The 13,627-nt window shown below is 56.3% G+C and carries 4 protein-coding genes; 2 read left to right on the top strand and 2 right to left on the bottom strand.

The features are described 5' to 3' along the window. Window positions 1-31: 31 nt before the first annotated feature. Together JOE34_RS11680 and JOE34_RS11675 are read right to left on the bottom strand one after the other, a co-directional pair. Complete coding sequence (locus JOE34_RS11680) at window positions 32-2,854, bottom strand: RHS repeat-associated core domain-containing protein (RefSeq protein ID WP_057445457.1); 2,823 nt, start codon at window positions 2,852-2,854, stop codon at window positions 32-34. Between the two features lie 138 nt (window positions 2,855-2,992). Further along, window positions 2,993-5,806 carry an RHS repeat-associated core domain-containing protein gene (locus JOE34_RS11675; RefSeq protein ID WP_046266515.1) on the bottom strand — a complete coding sequence of 938 codons (2,814 nt, stop codon included), beginning with the start codon at window positions 5,804-5,806 and terminating at the stop codon, window positions 2,993-2,995. 476 nt (window positions 5,807-6,282) lie between these two features. Between JOE34_RS11675 and JOE34_RS11665 the strand changes: the two genes are divergently transcribed. Both JOE34_RS11665 and JOE34_RS25850 read left to right on the top strand, forming a co-directional pair. Continuing rightward, a complete protein-coding gene (locus JOE34_RS11665) occupies window positions 6,283-10,617 on the top strand; it encodes a SpvB/TcaC N-terminal domain-containing protein (protein ID WP_209995769.1) in 4,335 nt (1,444 codons plus the stop codon). Further along, on the top strand, window positions 10,610-13,426 hold the full coding sequence (locus tag JOE34_RS25850) for an RHS repeat-associated core domain-containing protein (protein ID WP_251007352.1): 2,817 nt from the start codon (window positions 10,610-10,612) through the stop codon (window positions 13,424-13,426). Before JOE34_RS11665 ends, JOE34_RS25850 begins: the two co-directional genes overlap by 8 nt. The last annotated feature ends 201 nt before the right edge of the window (window positions 13,427-13,627 follow it).

Genomic DNA, 13,627 nt, shown 5'->3' with positions numbered 1-13,627 from the left:
GTCTCATTGAGGCGGGTTTTATCGGTTATGGTCAGCGCCAGGTTTGCGCCGCGCCGCTCCGTATATAGGCGTTCAACGGCATTTTCCTCATCATTTGTTCGTCAGCTGTAAAAGGGGCGTCGTCAAAAACGTAAGCTCTAAAATGATCCAGTAAGTCTCCGTACTCTTGATCAGATCGGCCTATTACGTCTGTAAACAGACCAGGGCCTACGATGTTTGACAATACTCGCACCCTTGCGTCTGCATCATCGTTCCAAATTAAATTAAAGCCGATCCCCGACAGCCCCATAGGATCTGGATAGAGCCCGCTGTTTAAAGCACTGTTATACCGTTTGACACCTTCGTCCATCATATCGTGTAATACGCCAGCACCGGCATGAGCGGCAAACGAGCTATTGTTAACCATGAAACTGTCAACCGAATATTCAGATTCCCAAGGCACATGAACCGGGTTCAGTGTTAGAACCTCGTTCTGCTCAGCAAGCAGTGATTGATCTCCCAACGGCGTCATATCCTCGGTATCTGCGCCGGTATAAACATCATCAACGTCTGAATAAATTCCGCCCAACTCATGAACGGTATGCATCCGTAAAACGTCTACCGCGAATGCGTAATTCTGATTGTTTTTTCGGAAATCTTCATAAGCCACGTAAAGCGGCTGCTCCTTGAACCGCTGGAAAAAATCGGACCCAGCGAGCGGGACTACTTCCGATTTCAAATCTTTTTCGATTTCAGAGTAAATGTCCGGCCTGCTCGTTTCCAGATGCAACTTCACTTTATACCCCCACGCCATTTCAACGGTTCTGTTGATATTGCTGACCTGAGCCTTCAAGGCATCCCGGTTTTCACCTATCCAGATCTGGTGAATAGTTTTTGGAACAGGTTCAGGTTGCTGGCCCTTCGCATCAACGTAAACAAGCGGATTATTTCTGACCATCCTGTACAGATTCAACCCATCCACATCCCCCGCCGGGTCCGGATTGATCCACCTTTGCAACCAAGGCGTGTAATACCTGAGCCCGTAATAATAAAGCCCACTGGTGTCACGCTCTTTACCCGAGTACCTAACTGTTTTGTACTTGGCCTCCACTGCACTACGCGCCGCCCACCAGGCCGTGCCGCCAAAGGGGTAATAACTTTCCTGGCTGATCAGACCGCCTTGCTGATCAAGCTCCAGCGTGCTTGAGCCCAGATGATCACCCAGGCTGTAACGCACCTGATCGTTCGCAATAGAATCCGGTTTTCCAGCCTCCCAGTGCAACACCCGCACACTGTTGCGACCCGCCTGAGCCGTAACGACATGAAGGATTTCGCCATCGACCGTGGTACGAATTTCCAGCCCCGGCAGGTAGCGAACTTCGTTGGTCAGTGTGCGACCTGATGCCTGCGAGGTGCTGATCTTGCGACAACGTTGACCCTGGCCGTCATAGACATAGCGTTCGTCATCGTTCGGCTCGTCTTCACGTTGCACGGTGGTGATGTGCTGCAACTGATTACGCGCATCCCAGCTCATGGTCTGCCCACGCACGAGTTGCATCAGGTTGCCGTTGGCGTCGAAACTTGTGGCGAAATCCACTTCTCCTTCAGCGTCGGACAGGCTGCGATTGCTGTCGGGATCAACGTGCATGTTGCGGGTGAAGTCGTGCGCGCCCTCGTGGCGCATTTGCAGCAGGTTACCCGCAGCGTCGTAGCTGTAACGCTGTGTGTAGTTGCTGACCTGACACGGATCATCCGTCGGCAGAGATTGCAGGCCCGGCAACGCCGGGCCATGGCTGGCACCGTTTCTGACTTCACGGCCGCTGGCTTCGATCAGTTGATACAGCGTGTCGTACTCGAAGCGGCTGATCGGTTCGATAAGCTGGTTGTCACAATAGCGGTCTGGCTGGGACGCATCGTTGACCACCAGAATATTACCGACCGGGTCATAGCTGTAAATCAGCTTTTGCAACAGCGCGCCATCCGCCGCCATCGCGTTGAGCGCACCGAGCCGACTGTCCTGCGGATCATATTGGAAATGACTGACAACACCATTGCCCGCCGTTTCCTGCTCGACCTGGTCAAGCGCGTTGTAATGAATTTCACTGACCAGCGTCTGCGTCTGTGCGGCACCGGCCAATGTCAGTTCAGCAGTTTTCAACTGCCCAGCGACGGTCATGCCAAAGGCATGCGTGTTGCCCATGGCATCGGTCTGCACGAGCACTTCGCCCAGCGCATTGAAACCCCAGCGGGTTTGCAGCCCGACAGGCTCAAGCAACGCATTGCGCTCTGCTTCGGGCAGCGGCCAGTCCGGACTTTCAGGCGCTTGCAAAAAATGCCGTTTCTCACACAGCGCAGCGCCAAGCAGGCCGTAGTCATGCAGCAAACGGGACCCTGCCGTATCGTCATGGCGAATCAGTTGATTGCACTGGTTATGCTCAACGGCGTCGGCGCCACCATAGGCCAGGCGTTCGACGACAAGCCCCTGCTCTGTCACAGAGACCGGGCGCAGCGAACTGTCGTATTCCATCAAGCGCTGAGTGCCTCGCCCGTCCCGGCTTTCAAGCAACTGCCCGGCCTCGCCCATCAGGTTCAGTCGCCAACCCGAGTCGACGCTTTCGCTCAGCAAGGCCGCTCCGGACAGACTGAACCTGACCAGCCGATTTGCCGGGGTCTGCGCTTCGGTTTCCGAGCGACTGAACAGACGCGGATCACGACCGACAACCGGACGCCCTGCCCAGTCATAGCGCTGATGGGTCACCCGCGCGGCAAGAGGCTGCCCGGCCACAGTTCGACAGAACTGCACGCTACGCACGGCCAGCGCACGCGGGTCAATGACCGCCAGTATTGGCGTATTGCTGTGCACAATCGAACTCATGACCTTCATCCATGAAAGTTTGATAAAAATCCTTTTCCCGGTACGGCGATCAGATAGGGCTTGGCACGGGAATCGCAATGAAACCAATCAAGCTGTCGAGTTCAAAAAAGGCCGGTCAATCATCGATCTTTTGAACGTTCAGCCATGCGTATATTGTCCCCAGGACGTCAGCTTGGCGGTAAGGCTCTTGTGCGACACGAGCATCCCGAGAGCGGCAACAGAATCGGCATTTCGCCGGAGGATGTTCGCCCTTACAACTGGACTGCTCAAACGCTCAACCTTCATGTCCTGTGCGTCGGAAACCTCAAACAAGCTCATGAGCTCCGCTTCTTTGAGCTGACCACGTAGCGCAACGTCCTTAATACGAGAAAAGATATAGTCATTTTCCAGACCCTGAGAAAGTCGGTACGAGGCCTTTGCCAACCCATCGAAATGTGACGTCAACTGAGCCTTGCTAAGAGTCGCCCGCTTCTCCTTTACCAGCGGCGAGCTTAGATAGGCAAAATCCAACGTCCTCTCATCCATCAGGTGAGAAAGCTCATGACTAACAGCCAATGCGTTTCCCATGGTGTGTTTGTCAACCAACTCATTGGACAGAAATATTCGCTTATGAGGATCTGTAAACGTCACGTAGGCGTGTCCAATAGAACCTTTTGTAATTGCAAACTGATTATATCGCTCTCCACCTATATACTCGTTGACAATATTATCCAGCGACCTGTAAGACTTCTTAAGCGCTGGAAGATGGTGTAACGACTCTTCCCCCATGACCATCCCGACCAGCAGCTTTGAATCTGCTGTGGATGCCCCTAGCGACGATATACTGCCCTGATAGGAAAGCTTCATGAGTTCGAGCGTTTGATCCATTTTTTGCGGGTTACTTTGATTCATCTGCCTTATCTGCTCACGCCCACGAGCCAGAATTGTCTCGTTTCGAGCTTCTGACTTCTTCTCGTATTCATCCCCTTTACCTTGATAGGGTTTAGGCATCAATCCATCTGGGTCGACTTTGGAAACCGGGCTGTTATCAACCATACCGTAGCGATTATTACCGCCGATCACGCCCGCCGGGTCCGGATTGATCCACCGCTGCAACCACGGCGCGTAATACCTGAAGCCGTAATAATAAAGCCCGCTGGCATCGCGCTCTTTCCCCGAATAACGCACTGTTTTGTACTTGGCCTCCACTGCACTACGCGCCGCCCACCAGGCCGTGCCGCCAAAGGGGTAATAACTTTCCTGGCTGATCAGGCCGCCTTGCTGATCAAGCTCCAGCGTGCTCGAGCCCAGATGATCACCCAGGCTGTAACGCACCTGATCGTTCGCAATAGCGCCTGGTTTTCCGGCTTCCCAGTGCAACACCCGCACGCTGTTGCGACCCGCCTGAGCCGTAACGACATGAAGAGTTTCTCCATCGGCCGTGGTCCGAACTTCCAGTCCCGGCAGGTAGCGAACTTCATTGGTCAGTGTGCGACCTGATGCCTGCGCGGTGCTGATCTTGCGACAACGTTGACCCTGGCCGTCATAGACATAGCGTTCGTCATCGTTCGGTGCGTCTTTACGCTGCACAGTGGTGATGTGCTGCAACTGGTTACGCGCATCCCAGCCCATAACCTGCCCGCGAACCAGTTGCAGCAGGTTGCCGTTGGCATCAAAACTCGTAGCGAAATCCACATCCCCGTCATCGTCCGGCAGGCTGCGATTGCTGTCCGGGGCAACGTGCATGTTGCGGGTGAAGTTGTGTGCGCCTTCGTGGCGCATTTGCAGCAGGTTACCCGCAGCGTCGTAGCTGTAACGCTGTGTGTAGTTGCTGACCTGGCAAGGATCGAGCGTCGGCAGAGGTTGCAGACCGGGTAGCGCCGGACCATGGCTGGCCCCGTTTCTGACCTCCCGCCCCGTGGCTTCGATCAACTGATACAACGTGTCGTAACAGTAACGGTTTATCGGCTCGATACGCTGATTGCCGCAATACCGGTCTGGTTGCGAGGCATCGTTGATGAGTAGAACGTTACCTGCCGGGTCATAGCTGTAGTTCAGTTTTTGCAACACCGAGCCGTCGGCAGATAGCGCACTGAGCTCAATCAGACGACCGTCCTGTTGATCATACACATAGCGACTGACTACACCATTTCCTGCGGTCTCCTGCTCGACCTGATTGAACGCGTCGTAGTGAATGGCACTGACCAGCGTTTGCGGCTGTTCCGTATTGGCCAGGGTCAGTTCAACAGCGCGCAGTTGCCCATCCACACCGTGGCTGAAACGCTGGACGTTACTGTTGGCGTCAGTCTGCACCTGCGCTTCGCCCTGCGCGTTGAAAGCCCAGCGCGTCTGCAGGCCGACGGGCTCGAGCAGTGCATCACGATCAGGCTCGGCAAGTGGCCAGTCCGGGCTGTCGGGCGACTGCAGGAAGTACCTTTTTTCTCTCAACGCCCTACTCGACAGTCCATAGTCCAGCAGCAAGCGCGAGCCTGCCGTATCGTCATGGCGAATCAGTTGATTGCACTGGTTATGCTCAGCAGTGGCAGGCCCGCCATAAGTGAAGCGCTCGGTCATTCGGCCTGATTCGTTGATCGCCAAAGGGCGCAACAGCCTGTCGTATTCGATCTGGCGCGGGTTTTCACGTCCGTCACAGCTGTCGACTAACTGCCCCGCTTCGCCGTTCAGGCTCACCCGCCAACCTGAATCGACACTTTTCGATAACAGCAAAGCCCCGGACAAGCTGACGATTTGCATCAGGTTCACAGGCGCACAGATACCGTATTTCAAACGACTGGAAAAACGTGGATCGCGACTGGCGATCAGTCGCCCGGCCTTGTCGAAATAGTACTGCGTCACCCTCGCGTCAACAGGCTGACCATCAGCGCCACGATAGAACTGCACACTGCGTACCGGCAGACCCCGTGAATCGCTGACCGCCAATTGCGGCGTGTTGGTGTGCGTGATCGAGCTCATCCTTGAAACCTCTACCCGCCGTTAGTGACGCCCTTCAACCATAACAGCAGACAAACGGAAGCACGCGGCTTGGTCAAGAACCAATAGGCATAACCGTTGGGTAGTCAATCGCCAATGAATATACCTTCAGCGTCGGGCGCTAATACTTTGTTTTGATGAGAAATTTTTGGTGTTGTTGAGGGTTGACTGACACTTTTGTCAGCTAGACGCGAGCGCCATGGTAAACAAGGCTGGGTCATGACCACTGGAGAGCCGGACATGACCGAGCACCCCTTCTCCCTGTTACGCAACCTGGCCCGTTTTCAACTTCGACGATGAGCGCTATCTGCCGTTCGAGGGCACTGGCGCAATCTCTCGCTGGACCCTGAGCTTTTCCAACCCGGCGGCGCAGCGCGAAATGATCGACTCGATCACCGACATTATCGTGCACATGCGCTACACGGCGAAAAACCGTTAACCGACTAGGAGCAAGCTCCATGGAAGCTCAATCGCAAAATCAATCGCCGCCGTCCCTGCAACCGGCTGTAGCCACTCCGTCATTACCCAAAGGCGGTGGCGCGATTCAAAGCATCGGCAAGGGCTGGGGAGCCGTTGGCACCAACGGCGCGGCGTCACTGGAAATCGCCCTGCCGATCAGCCAGGGCCGCGGTTACGCGCCTGCCCTGTCGCTGAGTTATCAGAGCACTTCCGGCAACGGCGTATTCGGACTTGGCTGGAACCTGAACACCAGCAAAGTGGCGCGTCGTGCCAGCAAGGGCGTACCGAACTACACCGACGACGACCTCATTTTCGGCCCCGGAGGCGATGTCTGCCTGCCCGAACGCGACGACAGCGGCGCGCTGGTTTCGAGTCAGGTCAGCCGCTACAACAGTCATGATTTGAATGCGACTTATCAGGTGGTGCGTTACTTCAGCCGAGTCGAAGGGGCCTTTGCGCGCATCGAGCATTGGCGCGTAGACATTGCAGATCCCGGCTTCTGGCTGATCCACGGCGCCGACGGCAGCCTGAACCTTTATGGCAGGAGGACCTCGTCGCGCATTGCCGACCCGGCAGACATGAATCGGGTTGCCGAATGGTTGCTGGATGAAAGCATGAATGCCGTCGGCGAACACATCCTCTATGAGTACAAGCCCGAAGACCATCAGGACCTGGCGGAGGATCACCCGAGAAACTTCCGCGCCCAACGCTACCTGAGCCGGGTTCGCTACGGCAATGCCAAGGCGCACCCCGTACTTTACCTGTGGCAGGAAGATTCGCTGGACGGTTTGCTATGGCATTTCGACCTGATATTCGACTATGACCAGCGCGACACCCGCAGTGACCCGCCCCCCGAATACGATGAGCAATTTACCTGGCCGGTGCGCAGTGATCCGCATTCAAGTTTCGCCTATGGTTTTGAGCTGGGTAATCTGCGCCTGTGCCGGCAGGTTCTGATGTTCCATCACTTCCCGGATGAGCTCGGAGAAGCCCCGCTGCTGACCCGGCGACTGCTGCTGGAGCATTATCAGACAGCTCTCGGCTACAACCTGCTGAGCGCAGCGCATTCGCAGGCATGGGATGGTACGGACTGGCGGCGCGTCGATCAGCAACCTCCTGTGCAATTTCAATACACCGATTTCAGTCTCGAGTCGGGCATCTACACGCCGCTGGAGCCCATGGCCGGTTTGAATGACGGCCAGCAATACCAGTTGGTCGATCTGTATGGCGACGGCTTGCCCGGCATTCTGTATCGAGACGACAAGGCGTGGCTTTATCGCGAACCGGTCCGTGATACCGCTGGCACAGCGGACGCCGTTGCCTACGGAACCTGTCAACCGCTACCCCGCATCCCCACGGCTGATTCAGCCACACCGGTACGTCAGGCCCTCACGGATCTGACCGGCGACGGGCGGCTGGACTGGGTTGTCGCCCAGCCGGGAATGGCCGGATTCTTTACGCTCAACCCTGATCGAAGCTGGTCGAACTACGCCACGTTCTCGGCTTTTCCTACAGAGTTTTTCCACCCGCAAGGCCAGATGGCGGACCTGGTCGGCGACGGGCTGTCAGATCTGGCCTTGATTGGCCCACGTAGCGTTCGCCTGTATGCCAACCGTCGAGCCGATGGATTCGCCGCAGCAGTGGACATCCCTCACGACGAGGATCGCCTGCCATTGCTCAGCGACAGTTCCACTGAACTCGTGGCGTTTAGCGACCTGCTGGGTACGGGGCAACAACACCTGATCCGGATCCGGCACAACGAGATCCGCGTCTGGCCAAACCTGGGCCGAGGCCGGTTCGGCAAGGGCCAGTTGTTTGCCACCCTGCCCTACACCTATGAGGTCTTTGATTCGAGCCAGGTGCGGCTGGCCGACCTGGACGGTTCAGGTGCCAGTGACGTGCTGTACCTGCAAGCCGATGGCTTTCAGGTCTTCATGAACCGGGGCGGCAACGGTCTGGCCGCGCCCTTCGATCAGCCCTGGCCGGAGGGCGTGCGTTATGACCGGTTCTGCCAGTTCAGTGCGGTCGATCTGCTGGGCCTGGGTTTCTCCAGCCTGGTGCTGACCGTACCGCACATGGCGCCACGGCACTGGAGCCTTTATTACGCGGAGGACCGGGCAGGCTCGGTGCGCAAACCTTATTTGCTGAAGGCCTCGGACAACAATCTCGGTGCTGCCGGAGAAGTCAGCTATCGCAGTTCGGCGCAGGAATGGCTGGACGAAAAAAACGAGCTACGGACCGCAGGCAGCGTTGCTGTCTCGGAATTACCGTTCCCGGTTCATGTGGTCGTCAGGCAAACCATGCAGGACAAGGTCACTGGCAATACGCTGACTCAGTTGTTCCGCTATCGGCAGGGTTTCTATGACCCTCGCGAACGGGAGTTTCGAGGCTTTGGCCTGCTCCTGCAGACCGACACCGAAACATCGTCGCAGGATCAGGAAGACTTTACGGCTCCGGTATTGAACAAGACCTGGTTCCACACCGGACGCTATCCTGCCAGACCCTGCACCGACCATGACCGCAGCGACCTACTGGCACGCCTGCCCGGCGAGCATGTGTTGTCCCGACTCGACGCCGCAACCCAGACAGAGCTGCCAATAACGGACGCGGATGACGCGACCTTGCAGGAAATGGCGCGAGCGCTGAGCGGCTCGGTACTGCGCAGCGAAGTCTTTGGACTCGACGCCAGTCAACGTCCCACAGTGCTGTATTCGACGCAGTCCTGCCGCTATCTGGTTCGCCAACTGCAAGCATTGAGCGCACATCGACCCTACGCGTCGATGCTGCCGCTGAGCCTGGAAGTCATCACCTATCGTTACGAGGCCGAGGAACTGGAGGACCCGATGTGCGAACACAGCCTGAACCTGGCGTGGGACCGCTACGGCTCGACGCTCCACTCAGTCAGCGTCAACTATGCCCGGCGCAAGAAACCGGGTGACGCGCCACCCTTTGCGGACCCTCACCAGCAACAATGGTGGGAGGCGTCACACGACGACGCCCAGCAACAGTTCTACCTGAATGAAATGCATGCCGAAGCAATCCACCTGGACAGCCCGCAGAGCTGGCGTCTGGGGCTGCCTTACCGCACACGCGGCGACGCCATGCTCATTCCGGCAAGCGCCTTGACGCCTGAGCAGATCAGCTACGAACAGTTCGCCGATCCGTCCGGGCCCTTCGCAACCTTGCCACGTACGCTCACCAGTCTGTCGGTGCAACGCTACATCGGTTGCGGCGATGGCGAGGCGACCTTTCAGGCGCTGGCTGACGCCGTTGAAACGGCTGAACTGGATGATCATGCACTGAGCGCCTACGAGCGGGTCATGGACAGCGTCACTCTGGCCGAAAAACTCGTCAAGATCGGTTATCAGCAGATGCCAAGCTTTCTGCCAGCAGACAGCCTGAATCTATGGTCGGTAAAACGCGGCTTCGCCACCTACGCCGGTCAGGAGCACTTCTTTCATCCCACTCAGTTCAGGCCCACGCGCAGTCACGGCTGGAGTCTCGTCGAATACGACGCCTACCATCTGTTCGCGACTCGCATCACCGACCCGGCAGGCTGCGTCACTACCGCTGAATACGACTATCGTGTGCTGCAACCAAAACGAATCATCGACCCCAATCAGAACAGTCAGGAAGCTGATTACGACGCCTTCGGCAGAATATGGGCAACCAGCTTTTACGGCACGGAACTGGGTGAGGCAGTCGGTTTTCCTCCACTCAATCGCGCCGCGCATTATTGGGCTTCTGCCGGCGAGGTAGCGCTGCAACCCGAATACGCTCTGGACAGGCAAGCCAGCGCGCTCTATTACGACGGCAACACGGCTCTGGGGCAGGTCCATATCCCGCTGGCCACCGCTGCCCTCGCGGCAGACCGCTACCCGGAAGACCTGGACAGGCAGATCCGCATCAGCATGGCGTCGATAGACGGCTTCGGTCGCACGCTGCAAACCCGTCAAAAGGTGGAGGACGGCAACGCCTATTCAGTCGATGAATGGGGCAATCTCGAACTGGTCGGCGGTAAACCGAAAATTGTCCACGCATCACCGCGCTGGCGTGTCAGTGAACGTGTGGAATACAACAATAAAGGCTTGGCGGTGCGCGTTTACCGGCCGTATTTCGCCAACAGTCATCTGTATGTGAACGACGCATCGATACGCTCACAAAACATTGTCGACAAACAGTTCTACGACCCGCTGGGGCGTCCGACCATCACAATCACCGCCAAAGGCTGGATGCGCCGACAGACCTATCGGGTCTGGTACACCATCAGTGAGGACGAAAACGATACAGCCGAGGAAGTGCTGGCCGCGAGAAAGGCAGCCGAGCGTGGTTAATAGCGCGGTACATTCCCATACGCCGGAACTGCTCGTTTCCGAGGTTCGTGGGCTGGTCGTGCGCCAGGTCCTCTTACATCGAACCGAAGCCGCAGAAGCCGCCGCAATGCGGGTTACCAGACAGCGTTTCGACCCGGCAGGCAGAATGTTCGCCACCACTGACCCACGTCTGGCCAACGCCAACCGGAGCATTGTCTACAGCCTTGGCGGCAACGCGTTGGCCACCGAGAGTGTCGATGCCGGCTGGCGAGTTGCGCTGTTCGGCGAGGCTGGCCAGGTCTTGCACGGCTGGGATGGTCGCGGCACCGAGAGGCAGCTCGAGTACGACCTGCTGCTGCGCCCGGCAAGGATCATCGAACAGAATCGCTGCGCGGAGCTGTTCACCTATGGCCAGAAAGATGCGGCAGGACACAACCAGTGCAATCAACTGGTCCGCCATGACGATACGGCGGGCTCGCGCTTGCTGCAGGATTACAGCCTGCATGGCTCGGTACTCAGTGAAACACGACATTTCATGCTTGCCGCAGAAGCAGCGGACTGGCCATCAGCCGAGCCTGATCGTAATGAGCTGGTGGAGCCGGCCGGCCTTCAGACCTGTCGCGTTTTCAACGCACAAGGTGAAGTGCTGAAGCAGACCGATGCCAGTGGTAATAGCCAGCTTTCGACTCATAATCTGGCCGGTCAGCTGCACAGCACAGACCTGATATTGAACGGCAGCATGCATGCGCGGACGCTGGTCAGCGCGATTCGCTATAACGCCTTCAACCAGGTCGAACAGGAAACAGCGGGCAATGGCGTAGTCAGCCTTTACGCCTATGATCAGCAGGACGGCAGGCTGATCGGGCTGAGCGCGATCTCTGCTGACGGCACGCTGCTGCAGCAACTCAATTACAGCTATGACCCGGTGGGCAATATCCTGCTCGTCAACGATGCCTCGCAACCAGACCGGTATTGCGACAACCAGCTTATCGAACCGATCAGCCGTTACCGTTACGACACGCTGTATCAGTTGATCGAAGCCACGGGTCGTGAGGTCAGGAACGGCGCCAGCCAAGGTCCGGCGCTGCCCGGTCTGCAACCTCTGCCGACGGATGATCCGTGTCAGGTCAGCAACTACACACAGCGTTACAGCTACGACGCAGCGGGCAATCTGCTGCAAATGCGCCACGAAGGCGCGCACAACTTCACCCGCAACATGCACGTTGCCCCGGACAGCAATCGCAGCCTGCCCGATGATGACGACGATGTGGATTTCGCCACGAGTTTTGATGCCAACGGCAACCTGCTGCAACTGGTTCGCGGGCAGGTTATGGGCTGGGATGCGCGTAATCAGTTGCAGCACATCACCACTGTGCAACGTGAAGACGGGTCGAACGATGACGAACGCTATGTCTATGACGGCCAGGGTCAACGTTGTCGCAAGATCAGTACTGCTCAGGCATCAGGTCGCACACTGACCAATGAAGTTCGCTACCTGCCGGGGCTGGAAATTCGCACCACAGCCGATGGCGAAACCCTTCACGTCGTTACCGCTCAGGCGGGTCGCAACAGTGTGCGGGTGTTGCACTGGGAAGCTGGAAAACCAGATGCCATTGCGAACGATCAGGTGCGTTACAGCCTGGGTGATCATCTGGGCTCGAGCACGCTGGAGCTTGATCAGCAAGGCGGTCTGATCAGCCAGGAAAATTATTACCCCTTTGGCGGCACGGCTTGGTGGGCGGCGCGCAGTACAGTGGAGGCCAGGTACAAAACAGTGCGTTATTCGGGTAAAGAGCGTGACGCCAGCGGGCTTTATTATTACGGGTTCAGGTATTACGCGCCATGGCTACAGCGGTGGATCAATCCGGATATATCCGGCGAGGATACTGACCTTAATCGCTATAAAATGCTAAAAAACAACCCTCTTAATCATGTTGACCTGAAAGGTAACGTAGCCATACCCCTTAACGCACATTTTTACTGGGAAGGTGGCGACATTCCAATACCGCATCTGCAGAACATGCTGCTTTTTAAAGAAATAAATCCCGACTACCAAATCAATGTGTGGACCTCCAAGGTAAAGCACCTACTAAACCCATTAGCTGAAATGAGTGAAAGCAATGACCCTGCCGAACGCCATCTGGCATTGGCGCATGGCGATTCGTTAATACAGCGCAATCCTGAAGAGCTATTCAGCTCACTGGGCCAGGCCTACCCAAACGCAAAAAAAATCGAAGCGATCTATAGCCGCGAGACAAATGGGCCTTATAAGAATTACGCTGCAGCCAGCGATATAATAGAGCTGGCCTCAACTTACATGGAGGGAGGCCTGTACATGGACGCGGATATCGCGGTCGGACAGCCGCTCGGGAGCCTCGATGCACCCAATGGATTTCTTGTACACATTGAAGACAATTTGACGTCTAACGCCGTACTCGCCTCCGAACCCCGAGGCAAAATGGCTGGTGAAATAATGGACACCATCGTTGACCTTTACACAACAAGCCCTAGTATGATGGAGAACAATGAAAATTATGGATGGAAAACGAAACGAAGTACCCCGGGTGAAGGACTATTCAGCCGATTGAAGTTAACCATGCACATGACCGGCCCCTGGTTGATCCGCAGCTTCCTGCCGGCAACCGCGGAAGAAAATAAAGCATACGCCGTACCTCACGATAAGTTTTTCTACCGTGAGACACCCCGCACAGATAACATGCAACCGGAACAACGATCACTGTCCAACATTTTTTTTCGCGGTTTCAAGCGCGGACTAAATGGTGAAGGACGCTGGACAAATGTCCGCCCTGGCAGAAGAGCTTCAATATAATAAAACTTGAAACGTGATATTACAATGCGCTGAGCAAGGCAATAACAATAAAGCCAACACACTTAAATCTGTACTACATTTCCCACAAAAAATGGAGATATTTCAGTGCATTGCAAAGGTTGCTGACCACCGCGTTCGATAAAAATAAAGATTACGCTGCCGAAACATATGGATACCTGTATGCAACGTAAGACCGATCGA

The sequence above is a fragment of the Pseudomonas sp. PvP028 genome (assembly GCF_017832255.1).
GTDB classification, from domain to species: Bacteria; Pseudomonadota; Gammaproteobacteria; order Pseudomonadales; family Pseudomonadaceae; genus Aquipseudomonas; species Aquipseudomonas syringae.
This window is presented reverse-complemented; position numbering and strand designations above follow the sequence as displayed.